The organism is Pseudomonas sp. JAI120, assembly GCF_014207255.1.
In the GTDB taxonomy this organism is placed as follows: domain Bacteria; phylum Pseudomonadota; class Gammaproteobacteria; order Pseudomonadales; family Pseudomonadaceae; genus Aquipseudomonas.
The window spans coordinates 494,491-515,605 of sequence record NZ_JACHCZ010000001.1 but is presented as its reverse complement, the minus strand read 5'-3'; the positions used below and the strand labels follow the sequence as shown (position 1 = coordinate 515,605).

Sequence of the window (21,115 nt, the reverse complement as noted above, 5' to 3'; positions counted from 1 at the left end):
GAGATTATCCGGCCACTACCCTAGGACGCTTTGATTGCGCGCGCAATAACCTCAGACACTCTCCAGGCGCCAACCCTCAGTCTCCCACGTCAAAAGGTGAGTCGGCTTGATCGCCTGAACGAATGCTTCGTCATGGGAGACCGCCACCATCGCCCCGGTAAAACCTCGCAACGCCTGCTCGAAAGCGTTCACCGATTCCAGGTCCAGGTGGTTGGTGGGCTCGTCGAGCAACAGCAGTTGCGCGGGTGTCTCACGCCACAGCGCAATCGCCATCGCGGCTTTCAAACGCTCGCCGCCGCTGAGGTGCGCGGCCGGTTGTGTCACCCGCAGGGCATCCAGTTGCAGCAACGCCAGGCGCGTACGCAGTTCGGCTTCGGCCAGTGGTGTGTCGAGCAGGTTGAGCTGTTCGACGACGGAGCGCCGGTCGTCCAGCAGCGCCAGGTGCTGATCGATATAGGCACTGGGCACAAACACGTGGCATTCACCGCTGAGCGGCTGCCATTGGCCTGCCAGCAGCTTGAGCAAGGTGGATTTTCCGCAGCCGTTTGGCCCACGCACGGCAACGCGCACCGGGCCCATCAGGTTAAGGGTGAGCGCTGGGTGGTCCAGCCACGGTAACCGGGCATTGACCAGGGCCAACACCTGTCGGCCATTGGGTACCGCTGAGCCTGGCAAAGCCAACAAGGTGGGGGATTCATCGATGACGCGCGCATAGGCCTGGCGCACCTGGTCATCCAACCGGGCTTTGTCGGCGAGGTGTGCGCGGTGCCGTGTGTCGACGACCTCGGTGGCGGCGTTTTTCCACCGAGCCCTGGTAAACCGGTCCACGTTGGCGGTCTCTGCGTGTTTGCGCGATTGGGCGGCGTTACGTTGCAGGTTATCGTGGTCCATTTGCAGGCGCCGACGTTCGCGGCTGCGTGCCTGGCGAGCGTGTTCCAACGCAGCGATGGCGGCCTGTTGCTGCCCGTCGTGTTGGGTGCGATAAGCCTGGTAGTTACCGCCATACACCTGTGGTCCGAGGGGCGATAGTTCGACGATGCGGCCCATGGTGTCGAGCAATTGCCGATCATGGCTGACCACCACCAGGCCGCCGCGCCAATCCTTCAGCACACGCAGTAACCAGGTGCGGCCAGCCCTGTCGAGGTGGTTGGTGGGTTCATCCAGCACCAGCAGTTGGGGGGCGGCCAACAGCGCACCGATTATCGCGACTCGAGCCAATTGGCCGCCACTGAGTCGCTCGGCCGGCGCTGCAAAACCGAGTTGTTCCAGACCTGCTGCATCCAGGGCCCGGCGCAAACGATCGGTAAGGTCCCAGCGATCGTCGATCAGCGCCAGGTCGTCGACCTGCGCTTCGCCCCGGGCCATGCGTTCAAGGGCCGCCAATGCCTCGGCGACCCCGGCAATGTGGGCGACGGTTTCCCCTGCGGTCACCGCCAGGTACTGCGGCACATAGGCCACGCTGGCCGAGCAATCGAGTGAGCCGCTGGTGGGTAGCAGCACTCCGGCGATGAGTTTGGCGAGGATACTTTTGCCCCGTCCATTGCGCCCCACGATGCCGGTGGGTGTGTGGTCGATGGACAGGCTCAGGTCGTCCAGCAAGGTCTCGCCGTTGGCGAACTCGAAGCACAGGTGTTGCAGGGAAACCAATACGGGCAGCCGGTTGACGTCAGTCATCAGCACCTCCAAAAAAATGTCGAACAGGCCAACAAGCGCGCCTTGCGGCTTGTTGCAGATACATTTTGGAAGGCTTAGTGGTTCACGTCGGCGGTCGTCCCGGGAGTCAGAAGGGAGGCAGAGCCTAACCCGCCTTGGCTTTCTGGGGCAAGTCGGCGGCCAGTTGCTCAAGGAACATCGCCAGGGCGACTTCCTCGGCCTTCAGGCCTTTGCGCAGCCGTGGCTTGGGCAGCTTGGACAATTCACCCAGGCTGAAATGCTCCAGCACGGCCGGGTGGATATAACACTTGCGACACACGGCGGGCGTGTTGCCCAACTGTTTGGCGACATCCTTGACCATCGCCACCACATGTCGCTTGGCGTCGGATTCCGGTTGCCATTCCAACTCCCGCAGCACCGCCAGCGCCATGGCGGTGCCAGCCCAGGTGCGGTAATCCTTGGCGGTGAAGTCGGCACCGGTAAGGTCGTGCAGGTAGGCGTTGACGTCATGGGAACTGACGGTGTGCCGCTCGCCGTCCTCGTCCAGGTACTGGAAAAGATTTTGCCCTGGTAACTCCAGGCAGCGCTTGACCACTGTGGCCAGGCGCCGGTCCTTGACGCTGACCTGGTGCTCCACGCCACTCTTGCCGCGAAACTGGAACTGGATTTCGCTGCCTTTCACATCCACATGGCGGTTGCGCAGGGTGGTCAGCCCGTAGGATTTGTTGTCTCGTGCATATTGGGTATTGCCGACACGGATCAGCGTGGCGTCCAGCAGCATCACCACCGTGGCCAGGACTTTTTCGCGGGTGAAGCCGGGTTCGGCGATCTGCGCTTCCAGCTGTCTGCGCAGTTTCGGCAGGGCGTTGCCGAATTCCTGCAGCCGAGCGTACTTGTCACTGTCACGCACCTCGCGCCAGCGCGCGTGATAGCGGTACTGTTTGCGCCCACGGGCGTCGCGGCCGGTGGCTTGCAGGTGGCCGCGCGGGTCGGCGCAGATCCACACGTCGGTATAGGCCGGAGGGACGGCGAGGGCGTTCAGGCGCTTGATCTCATCGGCGTCCTGGATGCGCTCGCCCTTGGCGTCGAAGTACTGGAATTTGCCGCGCAGCTTCTTGCGGCGGATGCCGGGCTGGGTGTCGTCAACGTAATGCAGGTCGCGGGGCAGGTCGGCGGGCAGCGCGGAGTCGGGCATGGTGCGGTTTCCTTGGAAGCAGAACAGGCCGGTATGCCTGATTGACCGCAGCTGTGTGCGGTCGTGCCAAAAAGGTTTCTTACGCCAGTACGGCGACCGCTTTGATTTGTGCCCACATCGATTGGCCGGGATGCAGTTGCAACTGGTCACGGGAGAACCGCGTGATACGCGCCAGCAACGGCGTGCCATCCGCGTCCAGGCGCACGAGCACATGGGCGCTGTTATCCGCTGCAATCTCTTGGGTAACCGTCACCGGCAGGCGGTTGAGGATGCTGCTGTGCTCTCCGGCGTGCAGGCTGAGGCTGACGTCGCGTGCCTGTACCTTGACCCGCAACGCCTTGCCCAACGCCAGCGGTGCATGGGCCACGCGCAGATGCTGGGCACTGTCGGGCAGTTGCAGCGTGAGCAGTTGGTAGTGATCGTCGTAGGCGCTGACGCTGCCGTTGATCACCACGCCCGCGTCGTCCCCCAACGCCAGGGGCAGGTCGAGCCGCGCCAGGGTTTCGCCGATGGGACCACTGGCCAGCGCCTTGCCGTCGCTGAGCAACACGATGTGATCGGCCAGGCGTGCCACCTCATCCTGGGCATGGCTGACGTACAGCATGGGGATGTCCAGTTCGTCGTGCAGGCGTTCCAGGTAGGGCAGGATTTCACTTTTGCGCTTGCTGTCGAGAGCGGCCAGGGGCTCATCCATCAACAGTAGTTTTGGGCTGGTGAGCAGGGCACGGGCGATACCGATACGCTGGCGTTCACCGCCGGACAGGTGTTGGGGGTGACGCTCAAGCAGATGGCCGATCCCCAGCAACTCCGTAGCCTGAAGCATATCCACCCGGCGTTGCGGGCGCGCGATGCGTTTGAGACCGAACTCCAGGTTGGCCCGCACCGACAGATGGGGGAACAGGCTCGGCTCCTGGAACACGTAGCCGAGCGCGCGCTTGTGCGGCGGCACGAATAGCCCGTTGCGGCTGTCTTGCCAGACTTCATCGTTGATCTGGATAAACCCGTCTTCGGCGCGCTCCAGCCCGGCGATGCAGCGCAGGCAGGTGGTCTTGCCGGAGCCCGAGTGCCCGTACAGCGCAGTCACCCCACGGCCGGGCAACTGCAGGTCCACGTCCAGGGCAAAGCCTGGGTACTTCACGTTCAGGCGCACATTGATCATCGACATCAGCTCCAGCCCATCTTGGTTTTACGGCTGGAGTAGAGCGCCAGCAACACGAGGAACGCGAATACCACCATGGCGCCCGCCAGCCAATGGGCCTGGGCATACTCCATGGCTTCGACGTGATCGTAGATCTGCACCGAGACCACACGGGTTTTGTCCGGGATATTGCCGCCGATCATCAGCACCACGCCGAATTCGCCGACGGTATGCGCAAAGCCCAGAATGGCCGCGGTAACAAATCCCGGGCGCGCCAGGGGCAGGATCACGGTGAAGAAGGTGTCCCAGGGATTGGCGCGTAGGGTCGCGGCCACTTCCAATGGGCGAGTGCCGATGGCGGAGAAGGCGTTTTGCAACGGCTGCACCACGAACGGCATGGAATAGATCACCGAACCAATCACCAGCCCGGCGAAGCTGAAGGTGAGGGTGCCCAGGCCGAGCCATTGGGTGAACTGGCCAGCGTAGCCATGGGGCCCCATGGTCAACAGCAGGTAGAAACCGATTACCGTGGGCGGCAGTACCAACGGCAGGGCCACCACCGCGCCGATAGGGCCGCGCCACCATGAACGGGTGCGCGACAGCCACAAGGCGATCGGAGTGCCGATGACCAGCAGGATCACCGTGGTCAGTGACGCCAGTTTGAGGGTCAACCAGATTGCGGAAAAATCGGCACTCGACAGGGGCATTTATTTGGCCAGCTCATAACCGTAGGACTTGATAACGGCAGCGGCTTTCGGCCCCTTGAGGTACTCGACCAGGGCCTTGGCTGCGGCGCTGTCTTTGCCCTTGTTGAGGATCACCGCGTCTTGTTTGATCGGGTCGTGCAGGGTGGCAGGGACGATCCAGGCCGAACCGCTGGTGACTTTGCCGTCTTTATAGATCTGCGACAAGGCGACGAAACCCAACTCGGCATTGCCGGTGGAGACAAACTGAAAGGCTTGGGTGATGTTCTGGCCTTCGACGAGCTTGTCCTTGACCTTCTCGGTCAACCCTTGCTTGGCCAGCACCTGGGTAGCGGCGAGGCCATAAGGCGCGGCTTTCGGGTTGGCGATGGACAGGTGCTTGAATTCGTTTCTCTTCAAGACCTCACCCTTGGCGTCCACATAGCCTTCCTTGGCCGACCACAGCGCCAGGGTGCCCACGGCGTAGGTGAAGCGCGAGCCTTTGACGGTGTCGCCTTCGCTTTCAAGTTTCTGCGGGGTGGTGTCGTCGGCACTCAGGAACACTTCGAACGGCGCGCCGTTCTTGATCTGGGTGTAGAACTGCCCGGTGGCGCCGTAGGCCGCGACCAGCTTATGGCCGGTGTCTTTTTCGAAGTCGGCGGCAATCGCCTGGATCGGTGCGGTGAAGTTGGCCGCTACGGCTACCTGGACCTCATCGGCATGGGCCGAACCGACAGCGAACGCGGCGGCCAGCATGGTCAGGCGTAAGGCGTGAATCTTCATGAAGCAGCTCCTTGGGGACTGTACGGCCTGTTATAGGTAGAAAATGTAACCGCTATGTATGGGAATATATAGCGGTTGGCCATTGCCGGTACAGTGCAAAGTTGCCGCGGGTGAAAGCGCTATTTGAGTTTTGCTAAAGCCTGCTCGGCCAATTCGCGGGTCAGTTCATAGGTGCTTGTGTCTTTACCCAGGCGTAGCGCCTGGCCGGACCACAGGTTGCTGAAGCCTGCTTCGTCCTTGGCTTTGAGCGGTATTAATGCGCCGCCGGACCTGGGAAACGCGGGTGCCATGGGGTTGATCGCTCCCAGCTCCCGCATTGCCCGGTTAATGATGCCCCGCGCCGGGCGCCCGGTGAACAGGTTGGTCAGGGCGGTTTCGCTGGCCTGTGCATGGCGCAGCGCATGGTGATGGGAGGCTGTGATCGTGGCTTCGGGGGTGAACAGATACGCGGTACCGATCTGTACCGCTGAAGCGCCCAACGCCAAGGCTGCGACGATGCCACGTGCATCGCCAATACCACCGGCCGCAATCACTGGTACGGTCACCGCGTCGACGATCTGCGGCACCAATGCCATCAGGCCTATCTGGCTGTTGAGGTCGTCGCTCAGGAACATCCCGCGATGCCCCCCGGCTTCAATGCCCATGGCAATAATCGCGTCGCAACCGCGCTGCTCCAGCCAGATCGCCTCTTCAACGGTGGTGGCTGACGACAGCACCTTGGCGCCGGTGGCTTTTACCCGATCCAGCAGGGATTTTTCCGGCAGGCCAAAGTGAAAACTGACGACCTCGGGCCGGAACGCTTCAACCACCTGGCAAGCCGCGTCGTTGAACGGTGCGCGATCGGAAACCGGCGTTGGCGCCTCAAAATCGGCACCCAGCTCGCGGTAGTAGGGCTCCAGCAGAGCCTTCCAGCGTCGATCACGTTCTTCGTCGGCGGCAGGGGGCTGGTGGCAAAAGAAGTTGACGTTGATGGGGCGCGTACTGGCCTGGCGAATGCTGGTCAGCGCGGCGCGCAGTTGCTCGATGCTCAGTGTGGCCGCCGGCATCGATCCCAGGGCGCCCGCTTCGTTGGCGGCGATGACCATGGCGGCGGTAGTGGCACCGGCCATCGGCGCCTGGATGATAGGCACGTCGATGCCGAGCAGGTCGAGAATGCGGGTGTCTGGCCAGGTGCTCATGGGATGCGTCTCCAGCGTGAGTCGGTTTTTTCGCTGTTTTAGCAGGGTACCTGGCACCCGGCCAGTCTGTTTTATTCACTGGACGAGGTGGGCCTTTCGTGCGCGTCAGTGGTCTTTTTCGCGATCGAGCAGCTGCCGCTTGCGCTCAACCCCCCAGCGATAGCCGGATAAATCACCATTGCTGCGCACCACCCGATGACAGGGAATCGCCACCGCCAGGCTGTTCGCTCCGCAGGCTTGGGCCACCGCGCGAAAAGACGTGGGTGCGCCGATACGCTGGGCGATCTGCGCGTAGCTGGCCGTGCTGCCCACCGGGATTTCGCGCAAGGCCTGCCATACCCGCTCCTGAAACGCCGTGCCGCGCAGGTCCAGCGGCAGGTCCAGGCCCAGGGCGGGAGCCTCGATAAACCCCACCACTTGGGCGATCAGCTGTTCGAAACGACGGTCGGCGCCCACGAGGTTGGCCTTGGGGAATTGGTCCTGCAGGTCGCGCACCAGTTTGTCCGGGTCATCCCCCAATAGAATCGCGCACACACCACGGGCACTCTGCGCCACCAGGATCGCACCCAACGAGCATTGCCCGACGGCAAATAGAATTTGGTTGTTGGTGCCGCCGGCCTTGTAGTCGCTGGGCGTCATGCCGAGCAATTGGTTGGCCGACTCATAAAAGCGGCTGTTGGAATTGAAGCCGGCTTCATACAGCGCATCGGTTACCGAATGCGGGCCCTTGAGCCCCTGGCGCACCTTGCGTGAGCGATGGGCGCTGGCGTAACCCTTGGGCGTCAGGCCGGTCACGCCTTTGAACACGCGGTGGAAATGGAACGGGCTCAGTCCGGCCCGGCTCGCCAGCGTGTTGAGGCTGGGCGCGGTGTCGGCGTGTTCGATCTGCCGGCACGCGTCAGCCACCAATTGCGCATGCTGCGCAGCCAGCTGCGTCTGGTCACCGGCTGCGCGTTTACTGGCGCGATAACCGGCGGCCTCGGCCTGTGCCGGGGTGTCGAAAAACTCGATATTTTCCGGGCGGGGCAATCGCGAGGCGCTGCTCGGGCGGCAATACACACCAGTGGTTTTTACGCCGTAGACGAACAGCCCGTCGGCTTTTGGATCGCGGGCAAGAATCGCAGCCCAGCGCAGATCTTGTTCGGTAGTCATAGTTGGCACTCTTGACGGATCCTGGCCAGATTAGCCGTGCCGCAGTGGCCTGGCACTCCGAAGCTTGCGGTCAAATCAGCCGGCGGTGCGAAAAGTGAGGTTGATACGTTGCGGGCCCATGATCGGGTGCACGCCTTCCTTGATCGGCGTCACCCCATGAAAGCGCAGCCGATCGACCCCGCCCCAGACCACCACATCACCATGGAACAGCGAGACCTTGCGGGTCTTGTCACTACGCGCGTGACCACCAAACAGGAAAACTGCCGGCAGTCCAAGGGATATAGACACGACGGGCTCGCTGTAGCGACGTTCATTCTTGTCCTGGTGCAAGGACATTTTCGCGCCCGGAACATAACGATTGATCAAGCAGGCGTCGGGGGCAAAGTCGACAAACCCGGCGTCTGCTGCGGCTTCTATGGCCAGTTGGCGCAAGGTGTCCGGCAGCGCTGGCCAGGGCTGCCGGGTGCGAGGGTCCAGGGGCGTATAGCGGTAGCCGCTGGTGTCGCTGGTCCAGCCCAGCGCGCCGCAACTGCTCAAGGCTGCCGACATGGTAAAGCCACCGGGCGTAACCATTTGCCGAAACGGCGATTGCGCCAGCACACGGCGCAGTTCTGGTAGAAGGCGCTCAATCCAGGGCAGGGCATATCCCCTTAGGACGTAGGACTGTTCGCCGATCTGCTCACGTGCTGCTGGTTGTTGCAGGGCGTCATCGGCGAACAAGTCATCTGTGGGCCCGGGCATTGCCTTACAGCGCCTTGCTCACGTTGATGTCGGTGATTTCATCGCTGGTATCGTGGATTTTCGCCAGGGCTTGCAGGGCCTCTTCTACGCTGTTGGTGGTAAGTTGGGCGAACTCAAAGCGGCGTTCGCCATTGAGCTTGTACTTGATCACGTATTTGGTAGTGGTGGTCACGGTGATTTCCTGTGGCTGTTCGAGTCAGCTCAGCTTGGTGCTGGTGCGACGTACGATGCGAATCTTGTGGGACAACGCAGGCTTGCGCGTGACGCTGATTGCGCGGCGTGTCACCACGTCCAGGGTGATATTCCAGAACCCGGTGCTGGGTGCGGTGATCTTGGCGGGGAACTTGTCGAACGCGCCGCCGTGGTACGTGTGGCGGCCGCCATTCTTGAAACTGCGAAAATTTGCGTCACTCATCAGGCGAATATTACAAGTCTGCGAGCATTCGATGACGACAATGTCCCCCTCGTTGAGGTGCTCGCGCTGGTGGATAAATTTCATGAGGGTGTCTCCAGAAGGGCTTTTTCTGAAAAATCAGAATGATACGTAGGTTAAGATGGAGTTTATCAGCCCCAGCGCGTTTATTATCGGCCCGTCTTCAACGGCGTCGACAATTTAAAACAGTTATTTACCGAGTTATAAGCGATAAATCCTACGTGGGCGGGAGAAAATTACTATCTCCGCTGTCGTAGGGTCTTTAATGGAGGATTTGTATGAAGTGGAGTGTGTTGGTTCTGGCCTTGGCGATAGGTGGGTGTGCTTCGGTTGCAGATATCAAGCAGACCCCGCCGACGTTGGCCGTCATCTCCGGGAAAAAACCCCAGGAGTACGCCGCGTGTGTGGTAAGAAAATTGTCGGCCACCCGTCGGCCGCCGCAGATTGAACCGCATAAAGACGGTGTCCAGGTCATCGTGCCGCAGAAACTTTCCGCCGATCCTTCGGCAATTTTCGATATTGAAGAGCGCTCCAGCGGTAGCAGCATCAAGCTCTACGAGAGCATGTCCAACGTGCCTATCCGCCCGGGTGACGTGAAAAAGGCCGGTGAAGAGTGCATTTCCGGTTGATGCCGCTGGGGAAAGCCGATATGAAGCGTGAACACGTCAAAGCCCGTCATGCCGAGGGTGAAATCTCGGCCACCCATGTCATCCAGAACCCCGCCGATCTGGGCGAGTGGATCGTCTTCTTCAAGAAAAGCGGCGGTCGCAGCTTTTTTCTGGTGGATGATCAGGATGAAGTCGAGTCCTTTGCCAGTCTTGACGAACTCAGCGAGATCCTTCGGGAGCTGGGCATCAAATTTGCCGAGATCCACCTATAACCCTCGGGGTTACTTGCAGACCACCACCACACTGCGACTTTTGTAGTTGCCCACATCCTGGCCCAGGGTCTTGTCGCTTTCTTTCAGCGATGGCGTGCCCTCGGTGCCGACAATGCGATATCCGGTGCCTGCGCAGGAGGCATCGGCTTTTTCGTAGCAACTGGCCCAGGAGTTGGCTTCACCTGAACAGTCGATGGTCAGGCCTTGCTCGCCGTTTTTGAGGTAGACATCGGAAGTGGTGGTGCAGCCGGCAAGTGCCAGTACCGCAGTCAGTGCCAGAAATTTGTTCATGTGTGTTCGTCGTCGAGGGTGTGGGAGGGGCGCTGACACTGTCGTGGGGCGTTTTTGAAAGATTATAGCGAACTGCCATCTAGGTACAGGCAAAACCCAAAAAAGCCCCTGGTTCGGGGCTTTTTGCACAGGCCTGCTGGCTTACTTGCCCTTCGGCCTTTTGCTCGATGCGTGGCCCGCTTCATCCACAAATACTTCGGCGACCGCGATCGCCATGCTTTCGCTCTCGAACACGCCCGCGACGCTGTCTCCGTGGAAGTTGATCAGGTGCCAGCCGTCCGCTCGCTTGGTGATCAGGTAGCCGTTCACGCCTTTTGGTTCTGACATCTATTAACAATCTCGTGGTCTGATTCAAGGGCGTAATGATAGCGCCAAATGTCCCAATGCCGCGCAAGTTATTCCAGGTCAGTGTTCTGGGCTGAAAAGCGTGCTAAAAGGGTTGCAGCCCCTTTAAACATGAGGAAACGGGGTTTTTTACCGTGACGGCAGAGTCGCTCTTTGTAAGATCAGCGGAACTTACGCCGACATTTTTTCTCTATGATGACATCGCAACGCCAGCAGAACCCATTGTAAGGTGACTGCGGCCTGATTAGACTGCGCCGAACTCCGTACGCACAGCCCTTTGTAAGGACTTATATGATCAAGAAATGCTTGTTCCCAGCAGCCGGTTACGGCACTCGCTTCTTGCCAGCGACCAAGGCCATGCCCAAAGAGATGCTGCCGGTGGTAAACAAGCCACTGATTCAGTACGGCGTCGAAGAGGCACTGGATGCCGGTCTGAACGAAATCTCCATCGTCACCGGTCGCGGTAAGCGCGCACTGGAAGACCATTTCGACATCAGCTACGAGCTGGAAAACCAAATCAAGGGCACCGACAAGGAAAAATACCTGGTCGGCATCCGCAAGCTGCTGGACGAGTGCTCGTTCTCCTACACCCGTCAGACCCAGATGAAAGGTCTGGGCCACGCCATCCTGACCGGCCGCCCGTTGATTGGTGACGAGCCGTTCGCCGTCGTACTCGCGGACGACCTGTGTGTGAACCTGGAAGGCGACGGCGTACTGACCCAGATGGTCAAGCTGTACCAGAAATACCGTTGCACCATCGTTGCGGTTCAAGAGGTTGATCCTCAAGAGACCAACAAGTACGGCGTGATTGCCGGTGACGATATTGGTGATGGTCTGATCCGCGTACGTGACATGGTTGAAAAACCGGCGCCTGAAGATGCACCGTCTAACCTGGCGATCATCGGTCGTTACATTCTGACTCCGGACATCTTCAAGCTGATCGAAGAAACCGAGCCAGGCAAGGGTGGCGAGATCCAGATCACCGACGCCCTGTTGAAGCAGGCCAAAGACGGTTGCGTGATCGCCTACAAGTTTAAGGGTCGTCGTTTTGACTGCGGTGGCGCCGAAGGCTACATCGAAGCCACCAACTTCTGCTACGAGCACTTCTACAAGACAGGCAAAGCTTACTGATTCACGCTGACCTGCCTTTGAAAAGCCACCTTCGGGTGGCTTTTTCGTTTTTCAGCCCCATGTAAGTCGGTATGCTGATGTCCTGCCGAGGAGAATGAAATGGCCTACGATTTTGACCTGTATGTAATTGGCGCCGGTTCCGGCGGTGTTCGCGCGGCGCGCTTTGCTGCAGGCTTTGGGGCCAAGGTGGCCGTGGCGGAAAGTCGCTACCTGGGTGGCACCTGCGTAAACGTTGGCTGCGTGCCGAAGAAACTATTGGTGTACGGCGCACATTTTGCCGAAGACTTCGAGCAAGCCAGTGGCTTTGGCTGGTCCCTGGGGGAAGCGAATTTTGATTGGGCGACCCTGATCGCCAACAAGGATCGCGAGATCAATCGCCTCAATGGCATCTACCGCAACCTGTTGGTCAACAGTGGCGTGACCCTGCATGAAGGCCATGCGCGCCTGGTTGATCCGCACCAGGTGGAAATCAATGGCGAGCGTTTTACAGCCAGGCACATCCTGATCGCTACCGGGGGCTGGCCGCAGATTCCGGATATTCCGGGACGTGAGCACGCGATAGGCTCCAATGAGGCGTTCTTCCTCAAAGAGTTGCCCAAGCGTGTGCTGGTGGTAGGTGGCGGTTATATCGCGGTTGAGTTCGCCGGGATTTTCCATGGCTTGGGCGCGCAGACGTCATTGCTGTATCGCGGCGATCTGTTCCTGCGCGGCTTTGATGGTTCAGTGCGCACGCACCTTAAAGAGGAACTGACCAAGCGTGGCCTGGACCTGCAATTTAATGCCGATATCGAACGTATCGACAAACAAGCCGATGGCAGCCTTAAGGCAACCTTGAAAGACGGTCGCGTGCTGGAGGCCGATTGCGTGTTCTATGCCACCGGCCGGCGGCCGATGCTGGATAACCTGGGCTTGGAAAATACCGGTGTCAAACTGGATGAGCGAGGTTTCGTCCAGGTGAACGACCAGTACGAGACCACCGAAGCGTCGATCCTGGCAATCGGCGATGTGATCGGCCGTGTGCAGCTGACGCCGGTGGCGCTTGCCGAAGGCATGGCAGTAGCGCGTCGCTTGTTCAAGCCCGAGCAATACCGTCCGGTGGATTACGCAATGATCCCGACAGCGGTATTCAGCCTGCCGAATATCGGCACGGTCGGCCTGACGGAGGAGGAGGCGAAGAAGAATGGGCACCGGGTGCAGATCTTCGAAAGCCGTTTCCGCCCGATGAAGCTGACCTTGACCGAGTGCCAGGAAAAAACCTTGATGAAGCTGGTGGTCGATGCCGACACCGACAGGGTGTTGGGCTGCCACATGGTCGGTCCGGACGCGGGCGAGATCGTCCAGGGCCTGGCGATCGCGCTCAAGGCGGGCGCGACCAAGCAGCACTTCGATGAAACCATCGGCGTGCATCCCACGGCGGCGGAAGAGTTCGTCACCATGCGCACGCCTGTGGCGGACTGATCAGGTGGGTGGTGTTGCCTCTGGCGTCGCTGCAACGGCGGCCGCCAGGCGCAACGCTTCGATAGTGGCGTGGGCCTTCATAAGCTCCAGTTCCAGGTGCTTGTTGGTGTGCCCGTGCTCAGCCAGCGCTTGTTGGCGTGACTCGCTTTCAAGCAAGGCCACCCGCAGGCGTTCCTGAAGCAGGGTGCGCTCGCTGTCGATCTGGTTCACGTGTTCGTTCAGTTTCAGTTGCTGGGCCTGGCCTTTGCGGGTTTCTTCCAGCAGCGCAGCCAATTCCTTTGTCGTCACTCGGTGCTCGATCAGCAAGCGCTCATTGTCGCGATGCAGCTGGGTGATCTCATCTTGGCGAACCATTGCGCTTTGCTGGGCTTGGCGTAGTTCTGCCTGTACTTGCTGCAGCTGGCCTTCGTGGCGCCGCTGTTCCTGCTCGCGCTGCTCTTTGATCGCATTGCGGTAGTGCTCCAGCGCCTCGCGGGCGTGCAGGTGCTTTTCTTCCAGCGAGCGAATCTGCTCGTCCTTGTCGCTGATCCGCAGTTCGTAATCACTGCAGGCCTGGCTGAGCCCAGCGTTGCGGGTTTGCTCGGTTTGCAGGCTGGTACTGGTGGTTTGCAGGGCGGCGCTTTCTTCTGCCAGGGCGGCCGCTTGAATATCGAATTGCTGCTTGAGTTCGGCGTGAGCTTCTTCAAGCGCCTCGATCTGGGCGAGCAGGGCGGCTTTTTGCTGTTCGAACTGCGCCAGGGCCAGGTCAATCGGCTCTTGAGCTTTCTCCTTCAAGCGCAGCGCCAACCGTGCAACCAGTTCACCCAACTCGTCGTCAATCGGGGCTTCGGTAATGGTCAGGCGGGCTTCGCTGTCGTCCAGCTCCTTCAAATAGCGGTGGATCGTGGTCTTCGAGCCGGTATTACCCATCTCGATGCGTACCGCGTCGATGCTGGGGTTCTCGCCACGGGCAAGGATCGCCAGGCGTGCCGTTTGAACTACTGCTTTATTAATGCCGCCGCGAGCCATGGGGTCTCCGTCGATTTAGTACTGTGGTATGTATTATGTAGATACATACCATATCACGAATAAAAATTCGTTTAAATTCATGATTTAACAGATGGGATATTGGCGTATTATCCCGTGTCACTGGCGTCTGGAACGCTTATATGTCTGCCAGCAGTACGAATAGGCCTCCCATGAGCGATCTGGATCGTTACCTCAACGCCGCCACCCGCGATAACACGCGCCGCAGCTATCGCGCGGCCATCGAACACTTCGAAGTCAGTTGGGGCGGATTTCTGCCGGCTACCAGCGACAGCGTGGCGCGTTATCTGGTGGCGCATGCGGGTGTGCTGGCGGTCAACACCCTGAAGCTGCGGCTCTCGGCACTGGCGCAATGGCATACCAGCCAGGGCTTTCCCGACCCGACGAAAGCGCCGGTGGTGCGCAAGGTGCTCAAGGGGATTCGCGCCGTGCACCCGGCGCAGGAGAAGCAGGCCGAGCCATTGCAGCTCAGGCATCTGGAGCAGGTAGTGGCCTCCCTTGAGGCTGAAGCGCGAGAGGCCAGTGAGGCGCAGGATCCACCGCGATTGCTGCGCGCCAAGCGTGACACTGCGCTCATCCTGCTGGGCTTCTGGCGCGGTTTTCGTAGCGATGAGTTGTGCCGATTAAGTATCGAACACGTGCAGGCCACACCCGGTGCCGGCATCAGCCTGTATCTGCCGCGCAGCAAAAGTGACCGCGACAACCTCGGCAAGACCTATCACACCCCGGCGTTGCTGCGCCTGTGTCCGGTGCAGGCCTACAGCGAATGGCTCAGCGCGTCGGCCCTGGTGCGCGGTCCGGTATTCCGGGGCATCGACCGCTGGGGAAATCTGGGGGAGGAGGGCTTGCACCCCAACAGCGTGATTCCGCTGCTGCGCCAGGCGCTTGAGCGTGCGGGCATCGCCGCCGAGCAATACACCAGCCACTCGTTGCGCCGGGGTTTTGCCACCTGGGCCCATCGCAGCGGCTGGGACTTGAAGTCGCTGATGAGTTACGTCGGCTGGAGCGACATGAAATCCGCCATGCGCTATGTTGAAGCAACGCCCTTTCTCGGCATGACATTGGCCACTCAACCGCTGCTTTGAGATTTCTTCTATTAATACCGTCACCTGATAGGGAAAACCAATCGTCAGCATCAGGTTTGCCAATGAGCCATCCGCCGAGAGAGTGGGTAGGATTCACTTCATCAACTTCTTAACCCCTGACGGAGAGTCAACGATGCCTATCATCAACAGCCAAGTAAAACCGTTCAAAGCGACTGCATACAAAAACGGCAACTTCGTAGATGTGACCGACGCTGACCTGAAAGGCAAATGGTCGGTAGTGTTCTTCTACCCAGCCGACTTCACCTTCGTTTGCCCAACCGAGCTGGAAGACCTGGCTGACAACTACGCCGAATTCCAGAAACTGGGCGTCGAAATCTACAGCGTTTCCACTGACACCCACTTTGCTCACGCTGCCTGGCACAACACTTCGCCAGCCATCGGTAAAATCCAGTACACCATGATCGGCGACCCGACCCTGACCATCTCCCGCAACTTCGACGTACTGATCGAAGAAGCTGGCCTGGCTGACCGCGGTACCTTCGTGATCAACCCGGAAGGTCAGATCAAGATCGTTGAACTGAACGACGGCGGTGTTGGCCGTGACGCTTCCGAGCTGCTGCGCAAAATCAAGGCCGCTCAATACGTAGCTGCCCACCCAGGCGAAGTGTGCCCAGCCAAGTGGAAAGAAGGCGAGGCTACTCTGGCTCCGTCCCTGGACCTGGTCGGCAAGATCTAAGTCTGTGAAGACGTCTCAAGGGCGGAACTCCGCACTTAAGTAAGCTGCATCCGCCCTCAAAACGCCCGGGCGAGAGTCGCTCGGGCGTTTTTTTGTCTGCAATAAACCGAATTAATAGGAAATCGCCCGTATGTTGGACGCCAATCTTAAAGCTCAGTTGAAGTCATACCTGGAACGGGTCACCCAGCCGATCGAGATCGTCGCCTCCCTCGACGACGGCGCGAAATCCCAGGAAATGCTTGCCCTTTTGCAGGACGTAACCAGCCTCACCACGCTGATTACCCTGAAAACCGATGGTGATGATGCGCGCAAGCCATCGTTCTCCATCAACCGCCCGGGTGCCGATATCAGCCTGCGTTTCGCCGGCATCCCCATGGGCCATGAATTTACTTCGTTGGTGCTGGCCCTGCTGCAAGTCGGTGGCCACCCGTCGAAGGCCAGTGTCGAAGTCATCGAACAGATCCGCGCCCTTAAAGGTGAGTTCAGCTTCGAGACGTACTTCTCGCTGTCCTGCCAGAACTGCCCGGACGTGGTCCAGGCGCTGAACCTGATGGCCGTGCTCAACCCGAACATCCGCCACGTCGCCATCGACGGCGCGCTGTTCCAGGCTGAAGTCGACGAACGTCAGATCATGGCAGTGCCGAGCGTTTACTTGAATGGCGTGAACTTCGGCCAGGGCCGCATGGGCCTGGAGGAAATCCTCGCCAAGCTCGACACCAGCGGCATTGAAAAAGCCGCCGAGAAAATCAGCGCCAAAGATGCCTTTGATGTGCTTGTCGTCGGCGGTGGCCCGGCCGGTTCCGCAGCGGCCATCTACGCCGCACGTAAAGGTATTCGCACCGGTGTTGCCGCCGAACGCTTTGGCGGCCAGGTGCTGGACACCATGTCCATCGAGAACTTTATCTCGGTACAGGAAACCGAAGGGCCGAAACTGGCCAGCGCCCTGGAAGCCCACGTACGCCAGTACGACGTGGACATCATGAACCTGCAGCGCGCCAGCAGCCTGATCCCAGCAAAAAACGCCGGTGACTTGCATGAAATTCGCTTTGAAAGCGGCGCGACCCTCAAGTCCAAGACCGTGATCCTGGCCACCGGCGCCCGCTGGCGCGAAATGGGTGTACCGGGCGAGCAGGAATACAAGGCCAAGGGCGTGTGCTTCTGTCCGCACTGCGATGGTCCGTTGTTCAAGGGCAAGCGTGTGGCGGTAATCGGCGGCGGTAACTCCGGCGTTGAAGCGGCCATCGACCTGGCCGGTATCGTCAGCCATGTGACCTTGCTGGAGTTCGACAGCAAGTTGCGCGCCGACGCGGTATTGCAGCGCAAACTGTACAGCCTGCCTAACGTTGATGTGATCACCAGCGCGCTGACCAGTGAAGTCAAAGGCGACGGCCAGAAGGTCACCGGCCTGGCCTACAAGGACCGCGATACTGGCGAGTTCAAGACCATCGACCTGGAAGGCATCTTTGTACAGATCGGCTTGCTGCCCAACACCGACTGGCTTAAAGGCACTGTGGAATTGACCCCGCGTGGCGAGATCATTGTCGATGCCCGTGGCGAGACTTCACTGCCAGGGGTATTCGCTGCCGGTGACGTGACGACCGTGCCGTACAAGCAGATCGTGATTGCGGTAGGCGAGGGCGCCAAGGCTTCCCTGAGTGCTTTCGATCACTTGATCCGGACCTCCGCTCCGGCGTAAGTCCAGGCCCGGAAACGAAAAACCCCATGAGTGATCATGGGGTTTTTTGTTGTGTGTTAGAAACTTACAGCGGCGCTGGCTGAATAATCTCAACCCAGTACGCATCCGGGTCCTTGATGAACGCCAGGCTTTTCATGCGGCCATCGGTCAGGCGTTTCTGGAAATCGCAGCCCAATGCTTCGAAGCGTTCACACGCAGCGACAATATCGGGCACCGAGATGCAGATATGACCAAAACCACGCGGATCGGTGTTGCCGTTGTGATAGGCGAAGTCGGCATCGTTTTCGGTGCCGTGGTTGTGGGTCAGTTCCAGGATGCCTGGAATTGACTTCATCCATTGGGTGCGCGCGGCGGCGTCGGCCGGGATCTGGGATTTGTCCACCAGGGCCAGGAAGTACAGGCTGAATTCGGCTTCCGGGAAGTCGCGCTTTTCAACCAGGGAAAAACCCAGGACACGGGTGTAGAAGTCCAGGGACTTGGTGATGTCCTTGACCCGCAGCATGGTGTGGTTGAACACGAAGTTCGAGGTGGCGGTGTCAGGTTGGGCGGTGACGCCCGGGAAGGTGTTCAGTTCGTGCAGGCTCATGGGCCCTCCAGAAAAAAATGGGGCAAACGCGGCTCCAGGTGAGAGGAGCGTTCCCTTGGCTTGCAGCTGGCGTCCGTGCAGCCGGATCATGATACGCAAGGCCCGCCTGCCGCGCCAAATGAAAAAGCACGCGTAGGTCTTGCGACCAGCCGGTGGCGGGGCTCACACTTTGTCGCTTGAACCTTGGGTGTCTTTTGCAATGATCGAATGTCGTTTACCGCTGTTGAGCGCTCTGTGTTTGCTGTTGTCCAGTCCTTGGGTATGGGCGGGCGAGCCGGAAATTCATTGGCCCAGCGGCTGGCAGGTCGAGGAGGTGGTACCCGACGGCGACGCGCCAGCCACGCCGCAGCCGGTTTCGCGGCAGCGTGCGATCAAGAACGATGAAAATGGCAACACAGTGATGGTGATGGAGTTGACGGGGACGCCGATCGAGGCTGGGCATAACGTTAACCTTCAGGGCGTATTGCTGGAGATGCGCAAGTCCATCCAGAAAGATTTTGCCCAAGGCGGCTACCAAAGTGTGTGCAGCAAGATGCACTCGACAACACTGAGTCGTCTTGAGGCCGTAGAAACTACGTGTGTGATTACTGAGAATGGACGGCACGTGCTTTCACAAACATTGGTAGGCGCGGTTGATACCGATAAAGCGTATGTTTTTTCATACGCGGGTCAAGCCGACGCTTACCAAGCAAGCAAGGATGAAGTCAGTTCGGTGCGCGCTGGCCTCAAACTTTAAGTGCGTTTCACCCGTCGATTCTGAACAAAGTGAAATGTTATTTAAGTTCGGTTTCGAACCCTTGAATAAAAAAGCCCCGCATGTGCGGGGCTCTTTGTTAGTACGTGGTGATCAGCCGCGAAGCCAGGAATCTACAGTGGCGGCGCCATACTGTTCTTTCCAGGCTTTGAGGCCGCGGTGGTTACCGCCCTTGGTTTCGATCAGTTCGCCAGTGTGCGGATTGTGGTAAACCTTGACTACGCGCGCACGGCGCTGTTTTGGTGCGCTGGCGGCGGCAGCGCTGGTCTTGCCCGGGTTTGGATCAAGGATCAGGATGATGTCGCGCAGGCCTTTGCCGTAGGTTTTCATCAGTCCTTGAAGCTTTTCTTCGAATTCGATTTCTTTCTTCAGGCCGGCGTCGTTCTTCAGGGACTCCAGCTGGGCAAGCTGCTCTTGAAGGGCTTTTTCTGCTGCGCGAAATTCGGCGAGTCTGGACAAAATCTGTACTCCAATAGTGTATTTGGCTGATGTCAACTACAGACAAAGCTATAAGCCAATAGCGTTAAGGCGACTCACAGAAGAAGTCGTCCTGCGAGTTCTGCACAGGCAAGAAAAATTGTAGTAGTTAATCCGCCACGAGTAAATCATGTCTTTTGTCTTATTAACATTATTTCAACGCCGCTAGTGCATGGCTATTCAATGGCTGACCAGGTTTTTAATGAATTCATCGCTGGGTAATGGCTTTCCAAACAGATAGCCCTGGAGAAAATGCACACCATGAGCGGCCAGGTATTCGCACTGCTCGGCGGTCTCTACACCTTCTGCAACGATGCCCAGGTCCAGCTTGCCGGATAATTCGATGATGCTGTCCAGAATATGCCGCGATAGTGCATCGGCACCGATCATGGCGACAAAACTCTGGTCGATCTTCAGATAGTCCACATTGAAGTTGCGCAAATAACCCAGGCTGGAATGGCCGGTACCAAAGTCATCGATGGCAATCATCACGCCCAGTTGATGCAGGGCGTCGAACAGTCGACGGGTAGTATCCGTGGGCTCGATCAACTCGCGCTCGGTCAACTCCAGCACCAAGGTCACCTGGCCTGGCGTGAAGGCGGCGAGAAATTCACGGCAGTCCTCTACCAGTGCAAGGTCGTGGCAATGGCGCGCGGTGATATTCACGCCGATATGGAAACCCGGGCTGAACCGCGTCGCATGGGGCGCCAGTTGGGCAGCGGTCTGGCGCAGCAGGGCACGGGTCATCGGCACAATCAGGCCAGAATGTTCGGCCAGCGGGATAAACAGATCGGGTCGGACCAGACCTTCCTTGGGGTGCTGCCAGCGCATCAGCACTTCGCAGCCGGCCCATTCGCGGGTGTCGCCGCGCACCACCGGCTGGAAGTACGGGATGAACTCGTTGGCCCCCAGCGCCCGCTGCAGCTCATGGGTAGGCGCCGAGGAACGCTTTTGCAGCCAGTGCGCAAGCAGGCCCGCGAGTACGCCAAAGAACACTACCAGGCTGAACAGCGCGGGGTAACGTGCCTGCATATAGCGCCACACTTCACCGGCCGGCATGCCGGCGTCGACGCTGTAGTGATAGCGCTCGGATGCCAGGTGATGATGGGCTACGGCAAATACCGGGACTGCGGTGTCGTGCACGTTGCCATCGGCGCCGAGCCAGTGAGGCCCGACTTGCAGCACAAGCTGCGCATAGCGGCTGATCAGGCGCAGGGCGTTGGTCAGGTGATAGCCGTCGATTGAGGCAAACGCGGCTTTGTCCCCGTCGACCAATCGGTAGACCAGCAACGCGGTATCCGGTGTAACCGGGTTGCCGTTCATCAACCACAGGCGGCCATCGACATAGTCATCCGAGTTCACCGGTGACTCGTAGTGACTGCCGAACAGGGAGCTGCAATAGATGTTTTTTTGCCAGGACAAGGTCGTCGCCCGTACGAACGGCCGGCGCGTGACCTGTTCACGCAGCGCCAGTTGCACGCCACTGTCACACGGCTGTCCGGCCAGTGGCAGCAAGGCCTGGGCGGCGAGGGCGGTATTGTCGAGCATCAGGTCGAATTGACGTACGGCCTCCTGGGCGGTTTGCGCCGTGCTTTGTTCAAGGGTGCGTTCAGCTTGCCAATACAGGATGGTCACACCCAGCAGGATCGGCAGCACCCCCGACAACACGCTGATCGAATAGCGGGTGAAGAGCTTTCGCGGGCCTTTGACGGTGAGGGGCATGGGTTCAGGCC

At 59.5% G+C, this 21,115-nt stretch carries 24 protein-coding genes; 8 read left to right on the top strand and 16 right to left on the bottom strand.

Features of this window, described 5'->3' with window-relative positions; all coding sequences use genetic code 11:
• Positions 1-51 precede the first annotated feature (51 nt).
• The 10 genes from HDC32_RS02390 to HDC32_RS02345 form a co-directional block, all read right to left on the bottom strand.
• On the bottom strand, positions 52-1,674 hold the full coding sequence (locus HDC32_RS02390; RefSeq protein WP_184742336.1) for an ABC-F family ATP-binding cassette domain-containing protein: 1,623 nt from the start codon (positions 1,672-1,674) through the stop codon (positions 52-54).
• A 124-nt stretch (positions 1,675-1,798) separates the two neighbouring features.
• On the bottom strand, positions 1,799-2,848 hold the full coding sequence (locus HDC32_RS02385) for a DNA topoisomerase IB (RefSeq protein ID WP_131696211.1): 1,050 nt from the start codon (positions 2,846-2,848) through the stop codon (positions 1,799-1,801).
• Positions 2,849-2,927: 79 nt separating this feature from the next.
• Positions 2,928-4,007 carry a molybdenum ABC transporter ATP-binding protein gene (modC, locus tag HDC32_RS02380; protein ID WP_184744074.1) on the bottom strand — a complete coding sequence of 360 codons (1,080 nt, stop codon included), beginning with the start codon at positions 4,005-4,007 and terminating at the stop codon, positions 2,928-2,930.
• Between the two features lie 5 nt (positions 4,008-4,012).
• A complete protein-coding gene (gene modB, locus HDC32_RS02375; protein WP_184742334.1) occupies positions 4,013-4,693 on the bottom strand; it encodes a molybdate ABC transporter permease subunit in 681 nt (226 codons plus the stop codon).
• Positions 4,694-5,452, bottom strand: a complete 759-nt coding sequence (gene modA, locus HDC32_RS02370; protein WP_184742332.1) for a molybdate ABC transporter substrate-binding protein — start codon at positions 5,450-5,452, stop codon at positions 4,694-4,696.
• Positions 5,453-5,571: 119 nt separating this feature from the next.
• Positions 5,572-6,630 (bottom strand): nitronate monooxygenase family protein, encoded by a 1,059-nt coding sequence (locus tag HDC32_RS02365; RefSeq protein ID WP_184742330.1) that lies wholly within the window; start codon positions 6,628-6,630, stop codon positions 5,572-5,574.
• A gap of 105 nt (positions 6,631-6,735) precedes the next feature.
• Positions 6,736-7,782 carry a bifunctional DNA-binding transcriptional regulator/O6-methylguanine-DNA methyltransferase Ada gene (gene ada / locus HDC32_RS02360; protein ID WP_131696215.1) on the bottom strand — a complete coding sequence of 349 codons (1,047 nt, stop codon included), beginning with the start codon at positions 7,780-7,782 and terminating at the stop codon, positions 6,736-6,738.
• Positions 7,783-7,857: 75 nt separating this feature from the next.
• Positions 7,858-8,523 carry a DNA oxidative demethylase AlkB gene (gene alkB / locus HDC32_RS02355; RefSeq protein WP_131696216.1) on the bottom strand — a complete coding sequence of 222 codons (666 nt, stop codon included), beginning with the start codon at positions 8,521-8,523 and terminating at the stop codon, positions 7,858-7,860.
• 4 nt (positions 8,524-8,527) lie between these two features.
• Entirely contained in the window at positions 8,528-8,695 is a 168-nt protein-coding gene (locus HDC32_RS02350; protein WP_167656289.1) for a hypothetical protein, read from the bottom strand.
• 24 nt (positions 8,696-8,719) lie between these two features.
• The gene (locus HDC32_RS02345) at positions 8,720-9,022 is read right to left on the bottom strand and encodes a DUF1883 domain-containing protein (protein WP_003173824.1); all 303 of its coding nucleotides are present in this window, start codon (positions 9,020-9,022) and stop codon (positions 8,720-8,722) included.
• A gap of 212 nt (positions 9,023-9,234) precedes the next feature.
• Here HDC32_RS02345 and HDC32_RS02340 point away from each other — a divergent pair, with 212 nt between their 5' ends.
• Together HDC32_RS02340 and HDC32_RS02335 are read left to right on the top strand one after the other, a co-directional pair.
• A complete protein-coding gene (locus HDC32_RS02340; RefSeq protein WP_131696217.1) occupies positions 9,235-9,585 on the top strand; it encodes a hypothetical protein in 351 nt (116 codons plus the stop codon).
• A 20-nt stretch (positions 9,586-9,605) separates the two neighbouring features.
• The gene (locus HDC32_RS02335) at positions 9,606-9,836 is read left to right on the top strand and encodes a hypothetical protein (protein WP_027606591.1); all 231 of its coding nucleotides are present in this window, start codon (positions 9,606-9,608) and stop codon (positions 9,834-9,836) included.
• 9 nt (positions 9,837-9,845) lie between these two features.
• Here the strand turns inward: HDC32_RS02335 and HDC32_RS02330 are convergent, their stop codons facing one another.
• A complete protein-coding gene (locus HDC32_RS02330) occupies positions 9,846-10,127 on the bottom strand; it encodes a hypothetical protein (protein ID WP_027606590.1) in 282 nt (93 codons plus the stop codon).
• A 141-nt stretch (positions 10,128-10,268) separates the two neighbouring features.
• Complete coding sequence (locus HDC32_RS02325) at positions 10,269-10,454, bottom strand: hypothetical protein (RefSeq protein ID WP_131696218.1); 186 nt, start codon at positions 10,452-10,454, stop codon at positions 10,269-10,271.
• Positions 10,455-10,763: 309 nt separating this feature from the next.
• Here HDC32_RS02325 and galU point away from each other — a divergent pair, with 309 nt between their 5' ends.
• Positions 10,764-11,603 (top strand): UTP--glucose-1-phosphate uridylyltransferase GalU, encoded by an 840-nt coding sequence (gene galU / locus HDC32_RS02320; RefSeq protein WP_003212579.1) that lies wholly within the window; start codon positions 10,764-10,766, stop codon positions 11,601-11,603.
• Positions 11,604-11,702: 99 nt separating this feature from the next.
• A complete protein-coding gene (gene gorA, locus HDC32_RS02315) occupies positions 11,703-13,061 on the top strand; it encodes a glutathione-disulfide reductase (protein ID WP_131696219.1) in 1,359 nt (452 codons plus the stop codon).
• Here the strand turns inward: gorA and HDC32_RS02310 are convergent, their stop codons facing one another.
• Positions 13,062-14,069 (bottom strand): DNA-binding protein, encoded by a 1,008-nt coding sequence (locus tag HDC32_RS02310; protein ID WP_184742328.1) that lies wholly within the window; start codon positions 14,067-14,069, stop codon positions 13,062-13,064.
• A gap of 170 nt (positions 14,070-14,239) precedes the next feature.
• Here HDC32_RS02310 and HDC32_RS02305 point away from each other — a divergent pair, with 170 nt between their 5' ends.
• From HDC32_RS02305 to ahpF, 3 genes are all read left to right on the top strand, one after another.
• Complete coding sequence (locus HDC32_RS02305; protein ID WP_131696221.1) at positions 14,240-15,172, top strand: site-specific integrase; 933 nt, start codon at positions 14,240-14,242, stop codon at positions 15,170-15,172.
• A gap of 133 nt (positions 15,173-15,305) precedes the next feature.
• On the top strand, positions 15,306-15,869 hold the full coding sequence (gene ahpC / locus HDC32_RS02300) for an alkyl hydroperoxide reductase subunit C (protein ID WP_003173835.1): 564 nt from the start codon (positions 15,306-15,308) through the stop codon (positions 15,867-15,869).
• A gap of 130 nt (positions 15,870-15,999) precedes the next feature.
• Entirely contained in the window at positions 16,000-17,565 is a 1,566-nt protein-coding gene (ahpF, locus tag HDC32_RS02295; protein ID WP_145337796.1) for an alkyl hydroperoxide reductase subunit F, read from the top strand.
• Positions 17,566-17,629: 64 nt separating this feature from the next.
• Here ahpF and gloA read toward each other — a convergent pair whose 3' ends face one another.
• Entirely contained in the window at positions 17,630-18,151 is a 522-nt protein-coding gene (gloA, locus tag HDC32_RS02290) for a lactoylglutathione lyase (protein ID WP_053129696.1), read from the bottom strand.
• 199 nt (positions 18,152-18,350) lie between these two features.
• Between gloA and HDC32_RS02285 the strand changes: the two genes are divergently transcribed.
• Positions 18,351-18,887 (top strand): DUF4946 domain-containing protein, encoded by a 537-nt coding sequence (locus tag HDC32_RS02285; RefSeq protein ID WP_167656291.1) that lies wholly within the window; start codon positions 18,351-18,353, stop codon positions 18,885-18,887.
• Between the two features lie 111 nt (positions 18,888-18,998).
• Here HDC32_RS02285 and HDC32_RS02280 read toward each other — a convergent pair whose 3' ends face one another.
• Both HDC32_RS02280 and HDC32_RS02275 read right to left on the bottom strand, forming a co-directional pair.
• Positions 18,999-19,364 (bottom strand): histone-like nucleoid-structuring protein, MvaT/MvaU family, encoded by a 366-nt coding sequence (locus HDC32_RS02280; RefSeq protein ID WP_027606583.1) that lies wholly within the window; start codon positions 19,362-19,364, stop codon positions 18,999-19,001.
• Positions 19,365-19,562: 198 nt separating this feature from the next.
• A complete protein-coding gene (locus HDC32_RS02275) occupies positions 19,563-21,104 on the bottom strand; it encodes an EAL domain-containing protein (protein ID WP_184742326.1) in 1,542 nt (513 codons plus the stop codon).
• Between the last annotated feature and the right edge of the window lie 11 nt (positions 21,105-21,115).

Coding starts and splice junctions, on each gene's coding strand:
- galU (WP_003212579.1), top strand. CDS start 10,764: ATGATCAAGAAATGCTTGTTCCCAGCAGCCGGTTACGGCACTCGCTTC.
- ada (WP_131696215.1), bottom strand. CDS start 7,782: ATGACTACCGAACAAGATCTGCGCTGGGCTGCGATTCTTGCCCGCGAT.
- HDC32_RS02310 (WP_184742328.1), bottom strand. CDS start 14,069: ATGGCTCGCGGCGGCATTAATAAAGCAGTAGTTCAAACGGCACGCCTG.
- alkB (WP_131696216.1), bottom strand. CDS start 8,523: ATGCCCGGGCCCACAGATGACTTGTTCGCCGATGACGCCCTGCAACAA.
- HDC32_RS02345 (WP_003173824.1), bottom strand. CDS start 9,022: ATGAAATTTATCCACCAGCGCGAGCACCTCAACGAGGGGGACATTGTC.
- HDC32_RS02325 (WP_131696218.1), bottom strand. CDS start 10,454: ATGTCAGAACCAAAAGGCGTGAACGGCTACCTGATCACCAAGCGAGCG.
- HDC32_RS02330 (WP_027606590.1), bottom strand. CDS start 10,127: ATGAACAAATTTCTGGCACTGACTGCGGTACTGGCACTTGCCGGCTGC.
- modC (WP_184744074.1), bottom strand. CDS start 4,007: ATGATCAATGTGCGCCTGAACGTGAAGTACCCAGGCTTTGCCCTGGAC.
- gorA (WP_131696219.1), top strand. CDS start 11,703: ATGGCCTACGATTTTGACCTGTATGTAATTGGCGCCGGTTCCGGCGGT.
- HDC32_RS02305 (WP_131696221.1), top strand. CDS start 14,240: ATGAGCGATCTGGATCGTTACCTCAACGCCGCCACCCGCGATAACACG.
- HDC32_RS02385 (WP_131696211.1), bottom strand. CDS start 2,848: ATGCCCGACTCCGCGCTGCCCGCCGACCTGCCCCGCGACCTGCATTAC.
- HDC32_RS02285 (WP_167656291.1), top strand. CDS start 18,351: ATGATCGAATGTCGTTTACCGCTGTTGAGCGCTCTGTGTTTGCTGTTG.
- HDC32_RS02340 (WP_131696217.1), top strand. CDS start 9,235: ATGAAGTGGAGTGTGTTGGTTCTGGCCTTGGCGATAGGTGGGTGTGCT.
- HDC32_RS02390 (WP_184742336.1), bottom strand. CDS start 1,674: ATGACTGACGTCAACCGGCTGCCCGTATTGGTTTCCCTGCAACACCTG.
- gloA (WP_053129696.1), bottom strand. CDS start 18,151: ATGAGCCTGCACGAACTGAACACCTTCCCGGGCGTCACCGCCCAACCT.
- HDC32_RS02275 (WP_184742326.1), bottom strand. CDS start 21,104: ATGCCCCTCACCGTCAAAGGCCCGCGAAAGCTCTTCACCCGCTATTCG.
- modB (WP_184742334.1), bottom strand. CDS start 4,693: ATGCCCCTGTCGAGTGCCGATTTTTCCGCAATCTGGTTGACCCTCAAA.
- ahpC (WP_003173835.1), top strand. CDS start 15,306: ATGCCTATCATCAACAGCCAAGTAAAACCGTTCAAAGCGACTGCATAC.
- HDC32_RS02335 (WP_027606591.1), top strand. CDS start 9,606: ATGAAGCGTGAACACGTCAAAGCCCGTCATGCCGAGGGTGAAATCTCG.
- ahpF (WP_145337796.1), top strand. CDS start 16,000: ATGTTGGACGCCAATCTTAAAGCTCAGTTGAAGTCATACCTGGAACGG.
- modA (WP_184742332.1), bottom strand. CDS start 5,452: ATGAAGATTCACGCCTTACGCCTGACCATGCTGGCCGCCGCGTTCGCT.
- HDC32_RS02365 (WP_184742330.1), bottom strand. CDS start 6,630: ATGAGCACCTGGCCAGACACCCGCATTCTCGACCTGCTCGGCATCGAC.